At 63.4% G+C, this 21,330-nt stretch carries 21 protein-coding genes; 9 read left to right on the forward strand and 12 right to left on the reverse strand.

Annotated elements, in window-relative coordinates:
- The first annotated feature begins 9 nt into the window (after nucleotides 1-9).
- Together QCE79_RS30635 and QCE79_RS39405 are read left to right on the forward strand one after the other, a co-directional pair.
- The gene (locus QCE79_RS30635) at nucleotides 10-1,353 is read left to right on the forward strand and encodes an MFS transporter (RefSeq protein WP_309850347.1); all 1,344 of its coding nucleotides are present in this window, start codon (nucleotides 10-12) and stop codon (nucleotides 1,351-1,353) included.
- A gap of 450 nt (nucleotides 1,354-1,803) precedes the next feature.
- Nucleotides 1,804-1,917 carry a hypothetical protein gene (locus tag QCE79_RS39405; protein WP_404989432.1) on the forward strand — a complete coding sequence of 38 codons (114 nt, stop codon included), beginning with the start codon at nucleotides 1,804-1,806 and terminating at the stop codon, nucleotides 1,915-1,917.
- A 121-nt stretch (nucleotides 1,918-2,038) separates the two neighbouring features.
- On the opposite strand, the gene QCE79_RS30640 is transcribed toward QCE79_RS39405, so the two are convergent.
- The 6 genes from QCE79_RS30640 to QCE79_RS30665 all read right to left on the reverse strand — a co-directional run bounded on the left by QCE79_RS30640 (nucleotide 2,039) and on the right by QCE79_RS30665 (nucleotide 7,787).
- The gene (locus tag QCE79_RS30640) at nucleotides 2,039-4,141 is read right to left on the reverse strand and encodes a hypothetical protein (protein ID WP_309850350.1); all 2,103 of its coding nucleotides are present in this window, start codon (nucleotides 4,139-4,141) and stop codon (nucleotides 2,039-2,041) included.
- Nucleotides 4,142-4,633: 492 nt separating this feature from the next.
- Nucleotides 4,634-4,963 (reverse strand): hypothetical protein, encoded by a 330-nt coding sequence (locus QCE79_RS30645; protein ID WP_250493002.1) that lies wholly within the window; start codon nucleotides 4,961-4,963, stop codon nucleotides 4,634-4,636.
- A gap of 24 nt (nucleotides 4,964-4,987) precedes the next feature.
- The gene (locus QCE79_RS30650) at nucleotides 4,988-5,245 is read right to left on the reverse strand and encodes a hypothetical protein (protein WP_244828961.1); all 258 of its coding nucleotides are present in this window, start codon (nucleotides 5,243-5,245) and stop codon (nucleotides 4,988-4,990) included.
- 115 nt (nucleotides 5,246-5,360) lie between these two features.
- Nucleotides 5,361-7,157 (reverse strand): thiamine pyrophosphate-requiring protein, encoded by a 1,797-nt coding sequence (locus tag QCE79_RS30655; protein WP_250510481.1) that lies wholly within the window; start codon nucleotides 7,155-7,157, stop codon nucleotides 5,361-5,363.
- 84 nt (nucleotides 7,158-7,241) lie between these two features.
- Nucleotides 7,242-7,541, reverse strand: a complete 300-nt coding sequence (locus QCE79_RS30660) for a DUF6723 family protein (protein ID WP_244828959.1) — start codon at nucleotides 7,539-7,541, stop codon at nucleotides 7,242-7,244.
- Between the two features lie 69 nt (nucleotides 7,542-7,610).
- Complete coding sequence (locus QCE79_RS30665; RefSeq protein ID WP_250510480.1) at nucleotides 7,611-7,787, reverse strand: hypothetical protein; 177 nt, start codon at nucleotides 7,785-7,787, stop codon at nucleotides 7,611-7,613.
- Nucleotides 7,788-7,993: 206 nt separating this feature from the next.
- Between QCE79_RS30665 and QCE79_RS30670 the strand changes: the two genes are divergently transcribed.
- The gene (locus tag QCE79_RS30670; protein ID WP_309850358.1) at nucleotides 7,994-9,250 is read left to right on the forward strand and encodes an MFS transporter; all 1,257 of its coding nucleotides are present in this window, start codon (nucleotides 7,994-7,996) and stop codon (nucleotides 9,248-9,250) included.
- A 10-nt stretch (nucleotides 9,251-9,260) separates the two neighbouring features.
- On the opposite strand, the gene QCE79_RS30675 is transcribed toward QCE79_RS30670, so the two are convergent.
- Nucleotides 9,261-9,614, reverse strand: coding sequence for a Rieske 2Fe-2S domain-containing protein (locus QCE79_RS30675; RefSeq protein ID WP_250467693.1), 354 nt, complete (start codon nucleotides 9,612-9,614; stop codon nucleotides 9,261-9,263).
- 382 nt (nucleotides 9,615-9,996) lie between these two features.
- Here QCE79_RS30675 and QCE79_RS30680 point away from each other — a divergent pair, with 382 nt between their 5' ends.
- Nucleotides 9,997-11,046 (forward strand): Gfo/Idh/MocA family oxidoreductase, encoded by a 1,050-nt coding sequence (locus tag QCE79_RS30680; protein ID WP_309850365.1) that lies wholly within the window; start codon nucleotides 9,997-9,999, stop codon nucleotides 11,044-11,046.
- 13 nt (nucleotides 11,047-11,059) lie between these two features.
- Here the strand turns inward: QCE79_RS30680 and QCE79_RS30685 are convergent, their stop codons facing one another.
- On the reverse strand, nucleotides 11,060-11,974 hold the full coding sequence (locus tag QCE79_RS30685) for a LysR family transcriptional regulator (RefSeq protein WP_250492997.1): 915 nt from the start codon (nucleotides 11,972-11,974) through the stop codon (nucleotides 11,060-11,062).
- A 100-nt stretch (nucleotides 11,975-12,074) separates the two neighbouring features.
- Here QCE79_RS30685 and QCE79_RS30690 point away from each other — a divergent pair, with 100 nt between their 5' ends.
- Nucleotides 12,075-12,848, forward strand: coding sequence for an SDR family NAD(P)-dependent oxidoreductase (locus tag QCE79_RS30690; protein ID WP_309850368.1), 774 nt, complete (start codon nucleotides 12,075-12,077; stop codon nucleotides 12,846-12,848).
- Between the two features lie 73 nt (nucleotides 12,849-12,921).
- On the opposite strand, the gene QCE79_RS30695 is transcribed toward QCE79_RS30690, so the two are convergent.
- Nucleotides 12,922-14,328, reverse strand: coding sequence for an MFS transporter (locus QCE79_RS30695; RefSeq protein WP_250467689.1), 1,407 nt, complete (start codon nucleotides 14,326-14,328; stop codon nucleotides 12,922-12,924).
- Nucleotides 14,329-14,610: 282 nt separating this feature from the next.
- On the opposite strand from QCE79_RS30695, the gene QCE79_RS30700 reads away from it, so the two are divergent.
- Nucleotides 14,611-15,384: an IclR family transcriptional regulator C-terminal domain-containing protein gene (locus tag QCE79_RS30700; RefSeq protein WP_244828951.1), complete on the forward strand. Its 774-nt coding sequence runs from the start codon at nucleotides 14,611-14,613 to the stop codon at nucleotides 15,382-15,384.
- Here QCE79_RS30700 and QCE79_RS30705 read toward each other — a convergent pair whose 3' ends face one another.
- The 3 genes from QCE79_RS30705 to QCE79_RS30715 form a co-directional block, all read right to left on the reverse strand.
- A complete protein-coding gene (locus QCE79_RS30705) occupies nucleotides 15,385-16,227 on the reverse strand; it encodes a class II aldolase/adducin family protein (RefSeq protein ID WP_250492994.1) in 843 nt (280 codons plus the stop codon).
- Nucleotides 16,228-16,393: 166 nt separating this feature from the next.
- Nucleotides 16,394-16,933, reverse strand: a complete 540-nt coding sequence (locus QCE79_RS30710) for a nucleoside deaminase (RefSeq protein WP_250467687.1) — start codon at nucleotides 16,931-16,933, stop codon at nucleotides 16,394-16,396.
- Between the two features lie 273 nt (nucleotides 16,934-17,206).
- Nucleotides 17,207-18,181: an NAD-dependent epimerase/dehydratase family protein gene (locus QCE79_RS30715; RefSeq protein WP_250492993.1), complete on the reverse strand. Its 975-nt coding sequence runs from the start codon at nucleotides 18,179-18,181 to the stop codon at nucleotides 17,207-17,209.
- Between the two features lie 94 nt (nucleotides 18,182-18,275).
- Here QCE79_RS30715 and QCE79_RS30720 point away from each other — a divergent pair, with 94 nt between their 5' ends.
- The 3 genes from QCE79_RS30720 to QCE79_RS30730 all read left to right on the forward strand — a co-directional run bounded on the left by QCE79_RS30720 (nucleotide 18,276) and on the right by QCE79_RS30730 (nucleotide 21,317).
- A complete protein-coding gene (locus tag QCE79_RS30720) occupies nucleotides 18,276-19,169 on the forward strand; it encodes a LysR family transcriptional regulator (RefSeq protein ID WP_309850375.1) in 894 nt (297 codons plus the stop codon).
- Nucleotides 19,170-19,295: 126 nt separating this feature from the next.
- Entirely contained in the window at nucleotides 19,296-19,937 is a 642-nt protein-coding gene (locus tag QCE79_RS30725; protein WP_309850378.1) for a LysE family translocator, read from the forward strand.
- An 87-nt stretch (nucleotides 19,938-20,024) separates the two neighbouring features.
- Nucleotides 20,025-21,317 carry an FUSC family protein gene (locus QCE79_RS30730; RefSeq protein WP_250526453.1) on the forward strand — a complete coding sequence of 431 codons (1,293 nt, stop codon included), beginning with the start codon at nucleotides 20,025-20,027 and terminating at the stop codon, nucleotides 21,315-21,317.
- The last annotated feature ends 13 nt before the right edge of the window (nucleotides 21,318-21,330 follow it).

The raw sequence follows: 21,330 nt of genomic DNA on the forward strand, positions 1-21,330 counted from the left end.
GACAAGCCCATGAGCAGTTCGACGCCAGATCGCGCGGATGAACCGACGAATCCACTGACGAGCGCCGTCAGCAAGATCAAGTGGCACATCCTGCCGCTTCTCGTCGTGATGTTCATCGTCAATTACATCGACCGCGTGAACATCGGTTTCGTGCGTCAGCATCTGAGCGCTGATCTCGGGATCGGCGCTGCGGCTTATGGACTGGGCGCGGGCTTGTTCTTCGTGAGCTATGCCGTGTTCGAAGTGCCGTCGAACATGCTGTTGCAGCGCTTCGGCGCGAAGGCGTGGCTCACGCGCATCATGATTACTTGGGGACTGGCGGCGGTCGGCATGGCTTTCGTGCGCGGCGAGACTTCGTTCTACATCATGCGCCTGGTCCTCGGCGCGGCTGAAGCGGGCTTCTTTCCCGGCGTGGTGTTCTACTTCACGCGCTGGCTGCCGAGCAATCAGCGTGGCCGTGCCATGGCGATTTTCTTGAGCGGCTCCGCGTTGGCTTCGGTGCTATCCGGGCCGATCTCCGGCGCGCTCATGCTGGTAGACGGCATGGGTCTGCATGGCTGGCAGTGGATGTTCCTGATCGAAGGTTCCGCTTCCGTGGTGCTCGCGGCCTTCGTGTGGTTCTGGCTCGATTCGAAGCCGCGCGATGCAAAGTGGCTCACGCGTGCGGAGCAGGACGCGATCATCGACGAGATCGAGCGCGAACAAGTGGAACGTGACGCGTCGCATACCGTCAAGCCATCCACGTGGAGCCTGTTGCGCGATCCGCAGATTCTCATCTTCTGCCTGATCTACTTCTCCGTGTCGCTGACGATCTACGGCGCGACGTTCTGGCTGCCGAGCATCATCCGCAAGATGGGGCACTTCAACGACTTCCAGGTCGGGCTCTTCAATTCGATTCCGTGGATCATCTCCATTGCAGCGATGTACGTCTTCGCCATGCTCGCGGCGCGCTTCAAATTTCAGCAGGCGTGGGTGGCGGTGGTGTTGATCATCGCCGCGCTCGGCATGTATGCGGCGGGGCAGGGCAGCGCGGTGTTTTCGTTCGTGGCGATCTGTTTTGCGGCGATGGGTTTCAAGGCCGCGTCGTCGCTGTTCTGGCCGATTCCGCAAGGCTATCTCGACGCGCGCATCGCGGCGCCGGTCATCGCGCTCATCAATTCGCTCGGCAATCTCGGCGGCTTCGTGGCGCCCGCGACCTTCGGCTTTCTCGAGCAGAAGACGGGATCGATCGAAGGCGGCCTCACGGGGCTCGCCGCGATGTCGGTCGTGGCCGCGGCGCTCGTCTTCTTCGCGGCCATGAAGCCGCGCGATGGACGCGGCGTGATGATTGCAAAGGCGGGGCGTTCGCACTGATTGTGGCGTCCGGCGTCAGGCGATACGCACCGCACGTCGTTTCGATTCATCGCGCGGCCTGGCAATGTTGGAATGCTTGGCCAGCGCATCGACTACGTTCGGCCATCGCTTGGCGCGTTTCTTCCGTACTCAAACCGATATGCCGATTTCGCAGGCATGTTCTAGTGCGCCGCCGAACTTATCGGCCGGCTCGCGAGCAGCTTTGTCGAGCTTGCTTTCGCTGCTCGTCCGTTGCATATGCGTCTTGCGCGCGCTTGGCATGCCTCGCGTCACGCCGAGCCTTATCCGCAGGGCGATTCCCGCGCGGATCTTTATGCGCTTTCGAGGCATCCGATGTGTTGCGTGCCTTGATCGATTGAGCCGAGCGTCTGACAGGTAGGAAGCCCGCATCGACGTCGCGCTGGCTGCGCTCGTTGAGCATTGAGAGTACCGGAGGGTGCGGCGTTCGCGTTGTTCTCCATCGCGCGAAGCGGGGGATGGATGGCGCATTCGATGGAGCAGATCGAGGAGGGAAGTTTGTTGCGGCCGCGGGCGCATTGCATCGGGCCCGCGGTTGTCGATTGACGTTTGAATCTGTTTGATGCTGCAAAGGCAGCATCGGGTGCTTCTAGCGCTTTGTGTTGGCTTTGCTTTTGATTCGCGTCGACCGGATTGCGGTCCGATCGACGCGTTTGGGAAGGGTGGGTTAGCGGCCGCCTGCTCCACCACCGCCACCGCCACCGCCGCCGCCGCCGCCGCCACCACCACCGTGACCACCGCCGCCGTTGCCGTGGCCACCGCTGCTGCCCGCGCCGCCGCCATTGCCGTGACCGCCGCTGCTGCCATTGCCGTGGCCGCCGGTGCTACCTGCGCCGCCGCCATTGCCATGACCGCCATCGCCGTGGCCGCCAGCGCTGCTGCCGTTGCCACCGCCATTGCCATGACCGCCGTCGCCGTGGCCGCCGCCATCGCCGCCGCCATTGCCATGACCGCCGGTGCTGCCGTTGCCGCCGCCGTTGCCATGACCGCCGTCGCCATGGCCACCGCCATCGCCGCCGCCATTGCCATGACCGCCGGTGCTGCCGTTGCCGCCGCCGTTGCCATGACCGCCGTCGCCGTGGCCACCGCCATCGCCATGACCACCAGCGCTGCTGCCGTTGCCACCGCCGTTGCCATGACCGCCGTCGCCGTGGCCGCCAGCGCTGCTGCCGTTGCCACCGCCATTGCCATGACCGCCGTCGCCGTGGCCACCACCATCGCCGCCGCCATTGCCATGACCGCCGGTGCTGCCGTTGCCGCCGCCGTTGCCATGACCGCCGTCGCCGTGGCCACCACCATCGCCGCCGCCATTGCCATGACCGCCGGTGCTGCCGTTGCCACCGCCGTTACCGTGGCCGCCATCACCGTGGCCACCACCATCGCCGCCGCCATTGCCATGACCGCCGGTGCTGCCGTTGCCGCCGCCGTTGCCATGACCGCCGTCGCCGTGACCGCCATCACCGTGACCGCCGCTGCTGCCGTTGCCACCGCCGTTACCGTGGCCGCCGTCGCCGTGGCCACCATCGCCATGTCCGCCGTCGCCATGACCGCCATCACCGTGACCGCCGCTGCTGCCGTTGCCGCCACCGTTACCGTGACCACCGTCGCCGTGACCGCCGTCGCCGTGACCGCCGTCGCCGTGACCGCCGTCGCCGTGACCACCGTCGCCATGACCACCGTCGCCGTGACCGCCATCGCCGTGACCGCCATCGCCGTGACCGCCGTCGCCATGGCCGCCGTCACCGTGACCACCGCTGCTGCCGTTGCCGCCACCGTTACCGTGACCGCCGTCGCCATGGCCGCCGTCACCGTGACCACCGCTGCTGCCGTTGCCGCCACCGTTACCGTGACCGCCGTCGCCGTGACCACCGTCGCCGTGGCCGCCGTCGCCGTGACCACCATCGCCGTGGCCGCCGTCGCCGTGACCGCCGTCGCCGTGACCGCCGTCGCCGTGACCGGAGCTGCCGCCGCCATGGCCCGTGCTACCACCACCCGTGCTGCCACCGCCCGTGCTTCCACCACCCGTACTGCCACCGCCCGTGCTACCACCACCCGTGCTTCCACCGCCCGTGCTGCCACCGCCCGTGTTGCCACCGCCCGTGCTTCCACCACCCGTGTTGCCACCGCCCGTGTTGCCACCGCCCGTGCTGCCACCGCCCGTGCTGCCACCGCCCGTGCTGCCACCGCCCGTGCTGCCACCACCCGTGCTGCCACCGCCCGTGCTGTCACCACCCGTGCTGCCACCACCCGTGTTGCCACCGCCCGTGCTGCCACCGCCCGTGCTACCACCACCAGCGCCTACACCACCCGACCCCGTGCTCCCGCCACCCGAACTCGAACCCGACCCAGAACCCGACCCCGTGCTACCGGAACTCGAGCCACCATGCGAACCAGTCGACCCCGCACCTTGCCCTCCGGTCGATCCCTGACCAGCCGCCGTTCCAGCACTAGCGGTTCCACTACCCGTGCTCGCGCCATTGCTGCTCGAAGTACCCGCAGCACCAGCGGATGTCCCACTCCGGTTACCCGCTGGAAGTCCAACCATCCGTCCCGGCAAAACGGCGGCTTGAGCACGCGTTTGCGGGTCCGTTGCAGCAGACACCGCCGCCGGCGCAACCCCGATGACACCATTCGCGCATGCCGCCGATGTCAGGTTATTGCAAGCCTCCGTGGCTGTCTGAGCATGTGAAAGATTCGACACCGCAGCCGCGATAACGATCACGCTAAGCTTGAGCGCCGTCCTCAATTTGTATTTGTTTGGGTTCCTCATGTCTTCCCCGTAGTTTGGCTATCGCGACGCTTCGGTGAGGCGTTTAACGCGATGTGGGGCAAGAATGGCAGTCTCAGGATGTCGTTCTGTGCGTTACTCAACCTAGCGCCGGGCGGCCATGTAGCAGGGCGTGCGCGACCTCTCAGAAAACGTTTGCATAAGCCACAAAAGACACGGTTGCAGTTACCACGTGGAGCCGATCATCAGCGGAAATTTTGCCTTGCCGCAATGGGAGAAATGCATCGATCAGCAACGGGAGAATCGTGAAAATAGTCGGCATCCTAACTAATAGGAGGAACATCGAACGCACGTAGGAGCACGGTCGAGCACTCGGAACGAATGCTAGTTGAAAGTTAATTCGATGGTTATTCGAAAGCTTCAATGACAGTCGATATGCGGTCCACACCGCATAACTTCCTCAAGCGCGTAATAAAAAAAGCGGCGGTGTCCGAACCATCGAACACCGCCGCATTGCGCTCAAGCGATCGGTTATCAGAAGCCCTGTCCACCGCCGCCATTGGTTGAAGGACTCGTTCCACCATTCGAACTACCGCCGCCCGATCCGGTTACGCGCGGCTGCATTCCGCCCGAGCCCTGATTCGTGCCACGACCCGCGGCACTCGTGCCGTTATAGGACCCACCCGTTGCCGATTTACCAGTAGTGATATCGGCGGTGCCCGAACGAGTCATATCGCTATTGACCTGTCCGGGGCTGGCCGGACCATGACTCGCACCCGGCTGTGTCTGCGCGCTTTGCGCGACCGCCGCGCCGGACAATCCCGACATGAGTGCGCATAGAACGAGTTGCTTGCTGATCTTCATGGCATCTCTCCTTTTCGATAAGACTCACGCTTCCGAATCGCGCTTGCTCGATGGATGATCGGGCCCGGCGTCCGGATCGACATCGGGATCGATATGATCGTTCTCCGGCGTGTAAGGCCCTTGCTCCGGATGGTCCTTGCCCTTCGGGACCAGCGATGCATCCATGTTTCCGTGTTCGCGCTGTTCGATCGTGCCGTCGGCCTTCTCCTTCACGTCGCCTTCGCCAATCGCTTCGCGGCGCTGGTCCGCGCGTTCCACCGGGTCCGAAGGTTCGCTATTCATTTCTTTGCTCCTGATCGAGGATCAGTGCGCCGAAGGTCGGCCGCACAGTTGCAACGGTTACGCGAATAACGCAGCAACGGTTATGCCGCCGCAATGCATCACGTCGCATCGAAAGCTATTTGTCCCGATGCCCCGGCAGCACAGCGCCCAGGACTTGCCGCGCCGTATCGACGATCACGTTGCCCTGGTTTGGATCGCCCTTCAAGAGTGTGGTCGCGAACGCCTTCGCTTGCTGCAGCGTGATATGCGGCGGCAGTGGCGCCACATTGGGATCGGCCTTGACTTCGATCACGACAGGCCGGTCCGATGCAAACGCCTCGTCCCACACGGCGGCCATGCGTTCGGCATCGTCTACATACAAGCCTTTGAGGCCGATCATCTCGGCAAACTTGTGATACGGCACCGATGGAATGTCCTGCGATGCCTCGAACTTCGGGTCGCCTTCCATCACGCGCTGCTCCCATGTCACCTGATTCAGGTCCTGGTTGTTGAGCACAAGACAGATCCAGCGCGGATCGGACCATTGTTTCCAGTACTTCGCCACGGTGATGAGTTCGGCCATGTTGTTCATCTGCATGGCGCCGTCGCCGACGAGCGCGATCACCGGCCGCTCGGGATGCGCAAACTTCGCCGCGATGGCGTAAGGCACGGCCGCGCCCATCGATGCAAGGCCGCCCGAAAGCGAGCACATCATGCCGCGTTTCACCTTGAGGTCGCGCGCATACCAGTTCGCGCACGAGCCGGAATCGCTCGTGACAATGGCATTCGACGGCACGCGCGGCGACAATTCCCACACGGTGCGCTGCGGGTTCACGCCGGTTGTAGCGGGCTCGAGCGCGCGCTTTTCGAGCGTCTTCCACCAGTCGCTCATCCATCCTTCTATGTCCTTGCGCCACGAGCGATCCGTCTTCTCTTCAAGCAAGGGCAGAAGTGCCCGCAAGGTTTCGGCGCTATCGCCGACGAGGTTGACTTCCATCGGGTAGCGGATACTCAGCATGTCCGCCTTCAGGTCGATCTGCACGCCGCGCGCCGCGCCTTCCTTCGGCAGAAATTCGGCATAAGGGAAACCCGAGCCGATCATGAGCAGCGTGTCGCATCCGGTCATGAGCTTGTAGCTCGGCTCGGTGCCGAGCAAGCCGATGGAACCGGTCACGAAAGGCAAATCGTCCGGCAATGCAGCCTTGCCCAGCAGCGCCTTGGCCACGCCCGCGCCGAGTTTCTCCGCAATGGCGATGACTTCGTCGGTTGCCTGCAACGCGCCCGCGCCGACGAGTATCGCGACCTTCTTGCCGGCGTTGAGCACATCGGCGGCTTGCTGCAAGTCATCGGGATACGGCACGGTCTTCGGCGCGCGATAGCCCACGCCCGAATGCAGGGTCCCGTGTTTGCGGCCAGGCGCTTCGTAGTCGAGGTCCTGCAGATCGTTCGGCAGGATGAGGGCGGTCACGCGCTTCTCGGCAATGGCGATGCGCACCGCGCGATCGACGAGATGCCGTATCTGCGAAGGCACGCTTGCCTGTTGCACGAACGCGCCCGCGACATCCTTGAATAACGCGCTCAGATCGACTTCCTGTTGATAATGACCGCCAAGCGCGGCGCGCGCCTGCTGGCCGACGATGGCGAGCACTGGCATGTGATCGAGCCGCGCATCGTAAAGGCCGGTGATCAAATGCGCCGCGCCCGGTCCCGATGTCGCGATGCACACGCCCAGCTCGCCCGTGAACTTCGCATGTGCGGATGCCATGAACGCGGCCATTTCCTCGTGCCGCGCCTGAATGAATTCGATCTTGCCTTTCGCGCGATTCATGGCGCCGAAGACGCCATTGATTCCGTCGCCGGGATAGCCATAAATACGGCGCACGCCCCAGGCGTGCAGACGGTCGATCAGAAAATCGCCGACAGTGGTGGACATGGAATTTTTCTCCGGATGACGAAGCAAAAAGCGCACGCGTACGTCGCGATGTCGCAACGTAGCAGAGGTAAAAGAATGCTGCGTTTAGAGCTCGGGAACCTGCAAATCGGCCTGGACGATTTCCCGGCCGCGCAGCACGGCAGCATCTTTTGCCGTCTGCTTCGAATCGAACGGGCCAATATCTTCCGCGCCCTCGAAGGGAAAGAGCAAGCGGGCATCCGTCAAGCGCACGACTTTCAGCGTGCCGACATAACCGCCTCCCACATGCGGCCGATATGACGCGTAAATCGCGTAGTCGTCATCGGTCAAACCCGGCTTCGCATTGCGATCCTTCTTATGCGGGAACAGCACGAGCTTGGCTCGTCCGGAAACTGGCTCTTTCATGATTCGTGGTGGTCGATGAACTTTGAAAATCCGATAAGCATTCGTTGTGCCGCATTCGAGCCGTATGGCTTACTGGCTGGCGCCGCCCGGCGTATCGCTCGCGGCCGTCGCAGGAAAGCTTGCCGCTGCGGGCGCGGAGGATGTGGGCGTGGTCGAAGCGGCTGTGTCCGTGTCGCGCTTGCAGCCGGTTATGAGCGAGACCATCGCGATGGCGAGGATGAGTGTCGGCAGGACAGTACGCTTCATTTCGTCACCTGGTCGCGATCGTTCGATTGCATCGTCATTGTTCGAGCAATCGGCGTACCGTCGCGGGGCGAGACGTGTCTGGCAGATGCGCGACGACCGATCACTGGCGCGAACTTTGCTCCTCGACCGCCAACTACGGGAGATCAGCAAGTGACCTGCGCTTATCCGCCTGACCTCGAACTGCCTGCATCGCGGCGGTTTATCGCGTGAAGCCGACTTTTCCTTTAATCGCCGTCAGTTTCTTCGCGGCGGATGTACAAGCCGGCGTCGGGCCGTTCCTTGGCATCTATCTGCTGGCCAATGGCTGGACGTCGGAAAAGATCGGCACGGTGCTGACCATCGCGGGCATCGTCGGCATGTTGGTGACGGCGCCCGCGGGCGCGCTCGTCGACGCCACCACGCGCCGCCGCAGCATCGTGGCCGCGGGCGGCGCGCTGACGGTGCTGGCGGCGGTGATCATCTGGCTGGGCCAAGGCTTCTGGCCTGTCACGCTTTCGCAGATCGCCACGGCAGTGGCGGGCGCCGCCATGGGACCGGCCCTGGCGGGGCTGACGCTTGGCATCGTCGGAAGACAAAACTTCGACCGTCAATTCGGCCGCAATCAGGTGGCGAATCATGCGGGCAATATTGCTGCTGCCTTGCTTTCTGGATGGCTTGGCGCGTGGCTTGGCATCGTCTATGTGTTTGCCTTGAGCGCGGCTTTCGGCGTGGGCTGCGTGCTTACTGCGTTCCTTATTCCCGCGCGTTCCGTGCATAGGCATCACGCACGCGGTATTGCTCGCGATGACAACGACGACAACGCGCCGGTACAAACCGACAGCGCGAGCATCCTCGTGCGCAATCGGCCCTTGCTCCTGCTGGCCATCGCGCTTGCCGCGTTCAACCTCGGCAATTCGGCGATGCTGCCGCTCTACAGTCTCGCGGTTGCATCGACACACAAAGCGGGCGCAAGCCAGATCACGGCGGCGAATATCGTGATCGCGCAGGTCGTCATGTTGTTGGCGGCGGCTTTCGCGAGCCGTCTGACGCGGCGCTTCGGCTTCTGGTGGACCATTCTCGTCACGCTTCTGACCTTGCCGTTGCGCGCGGTGACGGCAGCGTGGTTAGAGCCGCCATGGGGCATTCTTCCCGTGCAGATTCTCGACGGCATTGGCGCCGGTTTGCAAAGCGTGGCCGTGCCGGCGCTCGTCGTGCATCTTCTGCATGGCAGCGGTCGCGTGAATCTGGGGCAGGGCGTGGTGCAGGGCGTTCAGGCGGCGGGCGCGTGTCTAAGTCCGCTTATCGGCGGATGGCTCGCGCACCTGTTCGGCTATCCGGTTGCGTTCATGCTACTCGGCAGCGTGTCGGTGGCATCGTTCGCGATATGGATTGGCTACGGCGGCCAGATCCGGCAGGCATGCGACGAACGTGGCGAAGAGTTGTCGAAGCTCGCGGATGTGGATTCGTCACCGCTCTTTCGCTGATACGCGGTCCTCAAAGCATCGCGAGAATCGTGCCGTCGTGTTCGCGCGCTTCATATGTTCTCGCGTAAGAGTCATCGCGGCACGACGATGCGACCGTCAGCGGTCGCACATGCTGACCGTTGCTATCGAAGCGCCAGCCATGCGATGCGCACGTGATCAACCCGCCCGTCACGCGTCCTGTCGACAGTTCATTGCCTCGATGCGGGCAAGCATCGTCCCAGACATGGATGCCGCCTTCGCCATCGCGCCACACGACGAGTCGTCTATCTCCATACGAAACGGCGCGCGCCGCTTCGCACGGCACGTTCTCCGACGTGCACACGTGAGCCCATCCAGACATTTCCTGCAGTTTCAACGACTTCATACGCCATCGACTCTCTGTGTTTGCACGGGCAACGCGCCTTAAGCTTCATCCTGAGCTTAAGCGATAAGCCCAAGGGCGCCTAAGGTTATCGCGCTAATTGTCTGCAGACATGCTCCCCGAAAACGCTCACCTTTGGTCGAAGAGCGCGTCCATACGCGGAGCGTGAGCAAACCAAGCGTCATGCCGCTTGTCCTTATGCAGCAATGCTCCGCGCGCTTCGAGTAGCGCATCCAATGAAGCGAAATCCAGGCAATTGAGGCGCCCAAACACACGATCCCGCAAACCCTCACCTTTCACACGTACATGAAGCGCCGCGCAGTCAAGCTGTGATACGGTTCCTGATCGATTCCACTCATTTCTCTCGTTCAAGTAAGGAGCTGCCTTGTCATCGATTCAAGCCTCATCGCCCTTGCGCCTCGGTATTCTCGGCGGCGCCAATATCGCCAGGCAATTCGCGCGTGACGTGCAGCCAAGCGAAAACGTGCGCATCGTCGCGGTGGCGAGCCGCAGCGACGACAACGCAAAAGCATTCGCGGAAGCGAACGACATCGGCGCATGGTTCGGCAGCTATGAAGCACTGCTCGCCAGCCCCGATGTCGATGCCATCTACATTCCCTTGCCCAACAGCCTGCATGCCGAATGGGCAATCAAGGCAGCAAACCACGGCAAGCACGTCCTCTGCGAGAAGCCGCTCGCGTTGTCCCGCGACGAAGCCGCCAGCATGTTCGAGGCCGCCGAGCGCAGCGACGTGCTGTTGCTCGAAGCCTTCCCGTGGTACTTCCAGCCGCAGACCGCGCAGATGATGTCGCTGATCGGCGAAGGCGCCATCGGCGCGGTGCGCGCCATTCAGGCGAACTTCGGCTTCACTGTGGGCAACCCGGGCGCGAACATCCGCATGAAGCCGGAACTCGGCGGCGGCGCGCTGCTCGATGCAGGCAGCTATCCGCTAAGCCTGATTCGCCTCGTGACCGGAACCGCACCGCAAAGCGTGCAGGCCGTGGCGACGTGGGCCGATACCAAGGTCGACATCAGCCTCATGGCGACGCTCATCTATGCCGATGGCCGCCGCGCGCAACTCTCCTGCGCAATGGATGGCGCGAATCATCGATATGCGACGATCATCGGTTCCGAAGGCACGATCGATACCGAGTATCTCAACCATACGAGCGATCTGACGCACGGGCATCCGTATGGCTATCTGCCGAGCCAGTTGCGCGTGCGGCGCGGCATTCCCAATTCGGTGCCGTTCAAAGTAGTGCAGTCGGACACGGGCAGCGGCTTCTTCTTCACGGCGGAAGCGTTCGCGCGCATGGTCGCCACGCACGATACGGCGGCCATCGAGTTCTACGCGCAGGCGAGTCTCGATAACGCGGCGACGCTGGCCGCTATCATCGAAAGCGCTCGCACTGGAAAGTCCGTGGCGCTCGCCTGAATGACGAACGGCCTCACTTCGTCTGCGCAAGCGAAATCACGAGATCGAGAAACGCCCGCGTCTTCGCGGGCGGATGATGCCGCGACGGATAGTACGCGTACAGCGGGAAGCGCTCGTCGGGCCAGTCGGGAAAAAGGTCGATCAACTTGCCTTCCGTGAACAGATGTTCGGAGCCGAGTTCGAGAATCTGCGCGACGCAATAGCCCGACAGGCTGGCGCTCAACATGGTGCCGACATCGTTGAGCGTGAGGCGGCCGCGCGTATCGACGGTCATGCGCTTCTTCTTGCGGTGAAACTCCCACACGAACGGACGCCCTGTTTCAGGATCGCGAAACTCGACGCACGTATGCGCGTCGCTTTCCAGCGCTTGCGGTGTCGCGGGCCGTCCGCATCGCGCGATGTATGAAGGCGCGGCCACGGTGCGCACCGGCGTGTCGAGCAGCTTGCGAGCGACGAGACTCGAGTCGCGCGGCTCGCCAAAACGGATCGCCAGATCGAAGCCGTCCGCGATCATGTCGCCAAGGCGGTCGCTCGTGATCAGTTCGAGTTCGATCTCCGGGTGCGCGTCCATGAACGCGTAGAGCTTCGGCCCGAGCACGAGGCGCGAGAAAATGGGATCGACATTCACGCGCAACCGGCCGCGCACGGCGGTCGCGCCGCCCGAAGCGGTGGCCGCCGCTTCTTCCAGTCCGTTCAGATGCGGCATGACTTGTTCGAAGAAGCGCCGGCCGTCGTCGGTGAGCGACACGCTGCGCGTCGTGCGATCGAATAGCCGCACTCTCAAACGCGCTTCCAGGCGGGCGATGGCGCGGCTCACGCCGGGCTGCGACATGCCGAGACGGTTGCCCGCGGCGGCGAACGTGCCTGCATCGACGATAGCCGCGAACACGCTGATGCCGTTCAGGATGCGTTCGTTGAAGCCCGCCATTCATGCCTCCGCGTCATCGATGAAATGGCTTTCATGTTATCGCGAAGCGACGCCTTCACGCGCAGAATGGGCTCTGGATCAATCGCCATAGGAGCGTTGCATGTCACGAATTTTCATCACCGGATCGAGCGACGGGCTCGGTCTCATGGCCGCGCGTCTCTTGATCGAACAAGGGCATGCCGTGGTGCTGCATGCGCGCAACGCGGCGCGCGCCGAGGACGCACGCACTGTCCTGCCGCAAGCGCAAGGCGTCGTCACGGGCGATCTCGCGAGTCTGGAAGCCACGCGCGGCGTGGCGGAGCAAGTCAACCGGCTGGGACATTTCGATGCAGTCATTCATAACGCGGGCGTGGGGTATCGCGAGCCGGACCGTATCGAAACCGTCGATGGCCTGCCGCATGTCTTCGCCATCAACGTGCTCGCGCCGTACGTGCTGACGGCGCTGATCGAGAAGCCATCGCGGCTCGTGTATCTCAGTTCCGGCATGCATCACGGCACGCCCGCGAATCTCGACGACATCGAATGGACGCAACGCCGCTGGAACGGCTCGCTCGCGTATGCCGAAAGCAAGTTCATGGACGTGCTGCTCGCGCTGGCGGTGGCGCGCTACTGGCCGGATGTGCTGTCCAACGCGTTAGAACCCGGCTGGGTGCCGACGAAGATGGGCGGCGCTTCCGCGCCCGACGACATGGACAAGGCGCATCGCACGCAAGCGTGGCTCGCAGCCAGCGACGACGACAAGGCGCGCGTATCGGGCCGCTACTTCTTCCATCTGCGTGAGCGCTCGTGCGATCCGGCCGCGCGCGACGAAGCCATGCAGGACCGCCTGATCGGCATTTGCGAGCGTCTGTCGGGCGTGCGTATCGACAGATGAGTTCGTGCCGGACGAAAAAAAGCCGGGCTTCGAAAAGCCCGGCAATCACTCCAACATCGCGTGTTCTTTCTGATCAGGCGTGCGCCTTGGCGGTTTTTTCCACGGCCATGGAGTCGGCGCGCTGACGGTCGTATTCCTGCTGGGTCATCGGCACGGCGTCCGGCTTGCCCAGATCGTTCAGGCGAACGCGGAAGGTCTCGCGAGCCGACCATGCCGCAAGCGCCGCGATGATCGTGACCACCAGCGTGATGCAACCGACCGTCATCGGAATATTGTTCGATCCCGGCGGCGCGACCGCTGCGAAGAGGGCGGGCAAGAGCGCGGTAATGGTGGTGCCGATGTTCTGCGCGATCGCCATGGCCGAAACGCGGGAGCGCGTCGGGAACAGTTCCGGGAAGAAGCTCGGGAAAATCGCGTTATAGCCCTGATACACGAGACCCCACATCAGCAGCGACATGACGATGGCAACCGGCACGTTGTGGATGCTGATCGCCCACAGATAAGCGAACGACAGCAGCCCCGACAGGATAGCGCCGACGATGATCGGCGGACGGCGCCCGATCTTGTCCGACAGATTGCCGACGAACGGAATCACCAGCACGGCGAGGATGTTGCCCGCGACCGGAATCCACAGATACACGCTCTTCGAGAAACCGATGCCGTAGGAAGCCTGCACCGCGTAAGCCGCGCCGAAGATCGTGGCGACCACGGGAATGACGTTCATGAGCGCCATGCAGATCACGCGCAGCATGTCAGGCGTGCTGTTGGCGAACGCTTCCTTGATCGGCGACTTCGGCAGATCGCCGTGCTTGCCTTCTGCCGTGAACGCCGGCGTTTCGTGAACCTCGCGACGGATGATGTAACCCGCGACCAGCACGCCCGCCGACAGCAGGAACGGAATGCGCCAGCCCCATGAGTTGAACGTGTCTTCCGGCATGAAGTACGCGAGCGGCAGGAACACGGCGGCGGCGAGAATCTGGCCCGCCTGCACGCCTTGCAACGTGAAGCTCGCGAAGAAGCCGCGTCGTCCGAAAGGCGCGTGTTCGAGAATCATCGAGCTTGCGCCGGAGATTTCGCCGGCCACGGCGAAGCCCTGAACCAGACGCAAGATCACGAGCAAGGTCGGTGCGAGCATGCCGACGCTGTGATATGTCGGCAACAGGCCCACGGCCATGGTGGAGAAGCCCATCAGGAACATGCAGACCAGCAGGACGTTCTTACGGCCGTGGGTGTCGCCCAGATGGCCGAGCACGAATGCGCCGATAGGACGCGCGACATAACCCACGCCGTAAGTCGCGAGCGACGCGACGATAGCCACCTTCGGATTGCCCGAGGGAAAGAACAACTGCGGGAAGATGAGCGCTGCCGCCTGGGCGTAGATGAAGAAGTCGTAGTACTCGAGCGCCGAGCCGATCCAGCCGCTCGCCGTCGCTTTCTTCGCCTGGCGGCCGCCGTGTGCTTCGTCCTGAAGGCTAGCCATGTAATGTCTCCGACAATGGTTATGAGTAGAACCCGTTTGCCACCGAGGCCGCCGCTTTCTGGCCTGCTGCTCGTGGCCGAGCGGCAGGGCATTCGGATCACCGGAATACGCCTCGCTCAGAAGTGTTTCGAGCATAAGAGCGCTGGCTGATCGCGGCAACGACTTATGACGCATTTTGCGCGATAATCGTACGCGTGTGTCCGATAATCGACCGAATTGGGGGTTAGCACTGACCTTTCGGCTTTGTCAGCGCACGCCGGCTGCCCCATTCGAGCAACGAACATGACGAAAACATCGACACTCGACAAGCGCGACTGGATCGCCGGACTGGAGAAAGGTCTAGCCATTCTCGAAGCCTTCGACGACCAGCACGCTCGCATGACGCCGACGCAAGCCGCCGTGCGCACCGGGATGACGCGCACGGCCGCGCGCCGCTATTTGCTGACGCTGGCACATCTCGGTTACGTGCAAACCGATGGCAAGCTATTCAACCTGACGCCGCGCGTGTTGCGCGTGGGCTGGTCGTACTTCGACTCGGCGCGGCTGCCGCGTATCGTGCAGCCTTATCTGCAGCAGTTGAGCGCGCTGATCCACGAATCAGTGTATGTGAGTGTGCTGGACGAGTGGGATCTCGTCATCATCGCGCGAAACGGCTCGACGCGCGTCATGACCACCGGGTTCGTGCTCGGCGCGCGCGTGCCGGCGGCGTTGATGTCGGGCGGCATCGTTCTGCTCGCGCACAAGCCGGACGAGGAAGCGGTGCGCAAGTGGCTCGACGCCACGGAATTCAAGCCGTTCACGCCGCTCACCATTACCAACAAGGAAAGGTTGTACGAAAAGATTCGCGCGGCGCGCGTGGAGGGTTACGTTGCAATCGAACAGCAATTGCAGGTGGGCGTGCGCGGGATCGCCGTGCCGATGAAGAACCGTCACGGGCAAGTGGTCGCGGCTTTGTCGGCGAATATGCCTATCGGAAAAGAAACGAGCGAGGCTGCGCTCGCTCGGGTCTTGCCGCCGCTTCAGGAGACGGCGTTGAACATGCTCAACGTGATCTGATCAGTCGAACATGTCCGGCTGCGTGGCGACGAGGTCGTTCCAGATAGTCTGGAAGTGCAGCCAGCCGATATAGTCGCTGCCCACGTGTTCGCGGCTGTAACGCGCGCGGTCCGGCGTGACGAGCTTAGGCGTGATGCCGGTTTGCTCGATCATCAGTTGCTGATGGCAGCAGCGCTCCAGCGCAATGAACCAGAACGCCGCGGAGTCGATACTGTGGCGGCTCGCCGTGAGCAGCCCGTGGTTCTGGTGGATCGCGGCTTTCACGCCCTTGAAGGCGAGCGCGACTTTGTTGCCGCCTTTGACTTCCACCGCAACCTTGCCCGCTTCCTCGCCGATCACGACGTGATCTTCGAAGAAAGCAGCGGCGTCTTGCGAGATCGGTTCGAGCGCTTTGCCGAGCGACGCGAACGCGGTGCCGTAGAGCGTGTGCGCGTGGCACATGGCGACGATATCCTGGTGCATCTCATGCACGGCCGCATGCAACACGAAGCCGGCGCGATTGATCGCGTGATTGCCCTCGACGACGGTGCCCTTGTGATCCGCGCAGATCAGATTCGACACCTTCACTTGCGAAAAGTGAATGGCCATCGGATTAGTCCAGTACAGGCCCGGGTTTTCCGGATCGCGCACGGTGAGATGCCCGGCGAAACCGTAATCGAAGCCTTGCAGCGCGAACGCGCGACATGCACCCACTAGCCGCTCTTTCAAATACTGCCGATGTTCGGCCGCATTCTTGAATTCCGGCAATTCAGGAAAGATCAGCCCTTCCTGCTCCGGCTGATAGATCGATACCTTGCCTTCCTTGACGATCGACGATGTGGGTTTTTCGAGCACTTCGTTCATGGCGGGTCTCCAATGTTTGTTGCCTCGTTATCGTTATAGTCTCCCCGCCGCGATCCGATGACAAACGATCGATGTTCATCCATGCATGAACCCGGCTCATGTATGCAGTCAACGCATGACGGCCAATCCATCTTGCTTGCTTCATGTTGCACTGCAAGAGGCTTGTCTAGCGTTTGGCCCAGAACTCGCGTTGCACGCGTAGCACCTCGTCTTCTACTTCGGCAACCGGGCCGATCAGTTCGACGGGCTTCTGGCAGTGATCGAACACGTAGCGTGACGAGACGCTCATGGTCGGATTCTCTTCGTGATTGCCGGTGGCTTCCAGCAGACGCGCTTCCGTCAGTCCATACACCACGCGTCCTATATTCGCCCAATACGCGGTTCCCGCGCACATGCAGCACGGCTCGACGGACGTATAGAGCGTGCAGCTCCACAAGTACTCTGGCGTGAAGTTGAGCGCCGCGACGCGCGCGAGCACCGACTCCGCGTGATTCACGGTATCGACATTGCCTTGCTCCATCAACACGGTTTCCTGGTCAGGACCGACGAGGATCGCGCCGAACGGATGATGACCGAGCAAGGTTGCACGCTCGGCGATAACGCTCGAATGCCGCAGATGCCGGATGATCTGCTCGCGCGTGGGCGTGAGACCTTGCGGCGGAAAAGCGTCGCTTTGCTGCTTGGGCGCGGGCGCGGTAATGCTCATGGACTTGTCTCCTGCAATCGCCGTTGGAAGGAAAGGCAGCATAGCGCAGGCAAAAAGCCGCTAGCGCGTGCGAGGCGGATGACGTGTATCAGCGCGAAAGGTGAGGGTATTCGGGAGGCATGCTCGCGGTTGGCACGGAGCCTTGAAAACAAAGGGCTTTTCCATCGATTTGGCGGCTTTCGAGCGTCTAAAGGTGAGCGCTTTCGGGAGCCGTCGTCTTCGGCTGCTTACGAAGCCGAGCTTCATTGCGCCCAGAAGTAGTCCGCGCTTCGGTCAGGCGCGCTCGCCGAGATCGAGACAGCCGAGTCCGACGAGCGTGGCTTCGACGGCTTCATCGAGCGGCGTGTGCGGTTCGTGGCCGAGCGTATGGACGAGCAAGGCATTGTTCATGCGCACCGGCGTGCGCCATAAGTAGCGCATCTCGCGCAGCTCTCGAAACGTCGTATTGAAGGGCGATGCCAGCGCGAGCAACCACCACGGAAACCCGACGATGCGCGGCCGGTTGCGCGCGGCGACGCGCTGGATAGCACGAGCGAACTGCATGCCGTCTTCGTCCCAATGTCCGCCCATGTGAAAGCGCGCGAAGGGTGCGAGCGTATCGCGGCGTCGAAGCAACTCGATCATCGTGCGCGCCACATCGGGTAGATACGACCATTCATGTCCGACACCGCGCGCACCGGGACAACTGATTTTCCTGACCGGTTTGCCCGGCGTCACGAGTCCCTGCGAAAACCAGTTGTTGCCCGCTTTCGGCCCGAAGAAATCGCCCGCGCGCACGATCAGCACGCGCGCGCCTTCCTTGCTCGCGCGTTCCAGTCGCGCCTCCATCTCCACGCGTATCGCGCCTTTTTCCGTGAGCGGACGCTGTGGCGCGCGCTCATCGATGAAGGGCAGCGCGTCCGGCCCGAAGTTGTACACCGTGCCCGGCAGCACGATGGTCGCGCCCTCGGCTTTCGCGGCGGCGATGGTGTGATCGATCATCGGCAAGACGAAGTCGGCCCAGCGCTTGTAGCCCGGCGGATTCACCGCATGCACGATGACCGCGCAGCCCCGTGCGGCGCGCGTGACATCCGCGCGGTTCATGGCATCGCCCTGAATCCATTCGATGCCATGCATGTCGGGCCGCGCGTCGGGTGCGCCCCGCTTCATGCCGCGCACGCGCCAGCCCGCATCGCGCAGCTGCCGCGCCACTTCGCTGCCAATTCCGCCGCTCGCCCCGAGCACCAATGCCTGTTCGCCGTGTGTCATGTCTTGCGCCTCTTATGGATCGAAGACCTTATTCTGTGCCGTGCGGCGATACAATAAAATTGCCTAACCTCGTTGAGCAGATATACAAATTCGTATGGCAGAGAGTATTGGCTGGGAGCTGTACCGCACTTTTTTGGCGGTCTTGCAGGAAGGTTCGCTTTCGGGCGCGGCGCGTTCGCTCGGCATCACGCAGCCTACTGCGGGACGGCATGTCGAGGCGCTCGAAAAGGCGCTCCGCGTAAGCTTGTTCACGCGCTCGCAAACCGGCCTGCAACCGACCGATGTCGCGCTCGACCTGCGCGCGCATGCCGAGGCGATGCACAGCACGGCCGCATCGCTCGAACGCGCCGCGACGGGTCATGCGGATGGCGCGAGCGTGCAGGGCGCCGTGCGGATATCGGCGAGCGAAGTCGTGGGCGTCGAAGTGTTGCCGCCTATTCTCGCGGCGTTGCGCGAGCGGCATCCGCGTCTCGTGATCGAACTCGTCCTCAGCAATCGCGTGCAGGACCTGCTCAGACGCGAAGCCGACATCGCCGTGCGCATGGTGCGGCCGAAGCAAACGCAACTCGTCGCGCGGCGCGTCGGGCGGATCGAAGTGGGCTTGCACGCGCATCGCGACTATCTCGCGAAGCATGGCACGCCGCGCAACGTGGCGGCGCTGGATCGGCATGCGATCATCGGTTTCGATCAGCCGAACGCCTTCGTACGCGAAGCGAGCAAGTCGCTGCCGGAATTTTCGCGCGATACGTTCGCCCTGCGCTCGGACAGCGACCTCGCGCAACTTGCGCTGATCCGCGCGGGCGCGGGCCTCGGCATGTGTCAGGTGGCGCTCGCCCGGCGCAACGAGTCGCTCGTGCGCGTGCTGCCGAAAGTATTCACGTTTCAGCTCGAAACCTGGGTGACGATGCACGAAGATCTGCGCGGCAGTCCGCGCTGCCGCGCCGTGTTCGACGCGCTGGCGGATGGCATCGAGCGCTATGCGGACTGATCACGCACTGGCCTGCCGGTTCACGTGGGAATCGTGCATGTGCGGGGGTGCTTCGGTCGGCGAGAATATCGGCGGGCGCGAAAGCTCGCGCTCATCGGCAAACACTCGACTCGCCGGAGCCACTCCATGTCTGCTCACGCATTTGTCAGCGCCAACCTTCTGCTGGCCTATTCCGCTTATTTCGTCGGCACGGCAAGCCCCGGCCCGAGCAATCTCGCGATCATGTCGATTGCGAGCACTTTCGGCCGGCGCGCGGCGTTCGCTTTCGCGGCGGGCGTGATCTCCGGCTCCTTCTTCTGGGCGATGCTCGCCGCGCTCGGCCTTTCCGCCGTGTTGACGGCATACACGGGCTTTCTCGTCGCGGTCAAGCTGTGCGGCGGCGTGTATCTCTTGTGGCTCGCGTTCAAGTCGGGCCGCTCGGCGTGGCGGCCGGCGCGCCGTGCATCGTCGGTGGAAACGACTGGGCAACCAGACACGCGCAAGCTCTATGCGCGCGGCGCGCTGCTGCATCTGACCAATCCGAAGGCCATTCTCGTATGGATGTCGGTGGCGGCGCTCGGCTCATCGGCGGGCGAGGGCACCGCGCACATGCTCGCGGTCGTCGCGGGCTGTCTGTGTATCGGCGTATGCGTGTTCGGCGGCTATGCCGCGCTTTTTTCGATGGCATCGGCGCGCCGCATCTACACGCGCATCCAGCGCGGTCTCGACGCCGCGCTCGCGCTCGTCTTCGCAGTCGCAGGCATTCGACTGCTGACTTCGCGGGTCTGACGCAATCCGCCGTCTTTTTGTCTTGCCTTTGCGCTCGGGCCGCATCGCGACTACGCTGCAAAGTGCATCCTCGAAGACGCTCGGACAATGCCCAACGAAAACTCGACCCGAGCCGCCCCGCCGCTCGAACGTGACGCCCTGAGCGGCGTGGACGCGCTCGCGCCCGTTCTGCGCGATGCCTTCGTCTCGCTGGGCCGCGAACTCATCGCGATCAAACCGACGCCCGAGCGCGCGCTCTTCGCCACGCAGGCGATGTTCTCGGTGGCGCTCGCGGTCGCGCTGGCCTACGCGTTTCACTTGACGCACATCTGGTGGGCCGCCATCAGCGGCTTCGCCGTCATGCAGACCAAGTTCTCCGCGTGCGCGCAACGCGGCGTGCATCGCGTGCTCGGCACGGTGGCGGGCGCGTTGCTCGGGGCGGTGGCCGGGCCGCTCATCGGCGATGTGCCGTGGCTCTTCGTGCCGCTGCTCGGGTTGATCGCAGGCTTCTCGGTGTTTCGCGCGCTCGTCTCGGATGCCGGCTACGCCTGGGTGCTCGGCGCGGTGACCGCGCTGATGGTGACGTTCGAGGCGCATCGGCTCGATTCGGCATCGGCGACGGCTTCGTTCGCGGTGCTGCGCGTGGTCGAGGTGATCGTCGGCACCGTGGCGTGCGTGGCCGTGTCGGCGCTCTTTCACGCGGGCGTGCAGCATTATCGGAAAAAGCGTGGCGCGGCGCTCGTGCCGGGCGCGCAGGCGTCGTCCACGGCCGACAGGGTGAATGCCAACAGCCTCGCCGTCACGCATGCCATCACGCTCGTTCCCTCCGATGCCGCGCAAGCCGTGCAAGCGCTCGAAGCCGCGCACGCGCAGCACGTTGCCAACGTCATGCGCAAGCGCCTGGCATGGCAGTCCGCGTGGTCGATCATGATTCTCGCGGCGCTCGCGTATGCGTGGAATCTGCCCGGCTTCGCGCAGGCGATGGTAACGGCCGTTGCCGTGCTGATCTTGCCCGCATCCGCACTGGACAAGCCGACGAAAAAACCCGTCACGCAGCGCATGGTGCAGCGGCTCGTCGGCTGTCTGCTGGCGGGAGCGGTGAGCCTAGCGCTTTTGCCACTGCTGGGCGACAACGCGTTCGCCTGCATGCTCGCGCTGTGCGCGGGCGTGTGGCTCGGCTGTCACGTGCAGACGGGCTCGCAGGGCGCGAGCTATGTCGGGCGGCAGTTCAGCATCGCGTTCATCATGGTCTTCGTGCAGGACCACCATTGGTCGTCGGACCCGATGCCCGCCGTGCTGCGGCTGTCCGGCATTCTGTGCGGGATCGTCGTGCTCGCGTGGGTGATGGCGGTCGGCACGGCGTGGTCCGCGCGGCAGGGCGCTCGCTCGATGATGCGATAAAGCGCCCGCCGCG

The organism is Caballeronia sp. LZ003 (genome assembly GCF_031451465.1).
GTDB lineage: Bacteria > Pseudomonadota > Gammaproteobacteria > Burkholderiales > Burkholderiaceae > Caballeronia.

Excerpts from the sequence above, each read along its gene's own strand:
- QCE79_RS30635 (WP_309850347.1), top strand. The coding sequence starts at position 10 with ATGAGCAGTTCGACGCCAGATCGCGCGGATGAACCGACGAATCCACTG.
- QCE79_RS30730 (WP_250526453.1), top strand. The coding sequence starts at position 20,025 with ATGCCCAACGAAAACTCGACCCGAGCCGCCCCGCCGCTCGAACGTGAC.
- QCE79_RS30695 (WP_250467689.1), bottom strand. The coding sequence starts at position 14,328 with ATGGCTAGCCTTCAGGACGAAGCACACGGCGGCCGCCAGGCGAAGAAA.
- QCE79_RS30685 (WP_250492997.1), bottom strand. The coding sequence starts at position 11,974 with ATGGCGGGCTTCAACGAACGCATCCTGAACGGCATCAGCGTGTTCGCG.
- QCE79_RS30705 (WP_250492994.1), bottom strand. The coding sequence starts at position 16,227 with ATGAACGAAGTGCTCGAAAAACCCACATCGTCGATCGTCAAGGAAGGC.
- QCE79_RS30725 (WP_309850378.1), top strand. The coding sequence starts at position 19,296 with ATGTCTGCTCACGCATTTGTCAGCGCCAACCTTCTGCTGGCCTATTCC.
- QCE79_RS30700 (WP_244828951.1), top strand. The coding sequence starts at position 14,611 with ATGACGAAAACATCGACACTCGACAAGCGCGACTGGATCGCCGGACTG.
- QCE79_RS30715 (WP_250492993.1), bottom strand. The coding sequence starts at position 18,181 with ATGACACACGGCGAACAGGCATTGGTGCTCGGGGCGAGCGGCGGAATT.
- QCE79_RS30690 (WP_309850368.1), top strand. The coding sequence starts at position 12,075 with ATGTCACGAATTTTCATCACCGGATCGAGCGACGGGCTCGGTCTCATG.
- QCE79_RS30655 (WP_250510481.1), bottom strand. The coding sequence starts at position 7,157 with ATGTCCACCACTGTCGGCGATTTTCTGATCGACCGTCTGCACGCCTGG.
- QCE79_RS30640 (WP_309850350.1), bottom strand. The coding sequence starts at position 4,141 with ATGAGGAACCCAAACAAATACAAATTGAGGACGGCGCTCAAGCTTAGC.
- QCE79_RS30645 (WP_250493002.1), bottom strand. The coding sequence starts at position 4,963 with ATGAAGATCAGCAAGCAACTCGTTCTATGCGCACTCATGTCGGGATTG.
- QCE79_RS30710 (WP_250467687.1), bottom strand. The coding sequence starts at position 16,933 with ATGAGCATTACCGCGCCCGCGCCCAAGCAGCAAAGCGACGCTTTTCCG.
- QCE79_RS30665 (WP_250510480.1), bottom strand. The coding sequence starts at position 7,787 with ATGAAGCGTACTGTCCTGCCGACACTCATCCTCGCCATCGCGATGGTC.
- QCE79_RS30675 (WP_250467693.1), bottom strand. The coding sequence starts at position 9,614 with ATGAAGTCGTTGAAACTGCAGGAAATGTCTGGATGGGCTCACGTGTGC.
- QCE79_RS30660 (WP_244828959.1), bottom strand. The coding sequence starts at position 7,541 with ATGAAAGAGCCAGTTTCCGGACGAGCCAAGCTCGTGCTGTTCCCGCAT.
- QCE79_RS30650 (WP_244828961.1), bottom strand. The coding sequence starts at position 5,245 with ATGAATAGCGAACCTTCGGACCCGGTGGAACGCGCGGACCAGCGCCGC.
- QCE79_RS30720 (WP_309850375.1), top strand. The coding sequence starts at position 18,276 with ATGGCAGAGAGTATTGGCTGGGAGCTGTACCGCACTTTTTTGGCGGTC.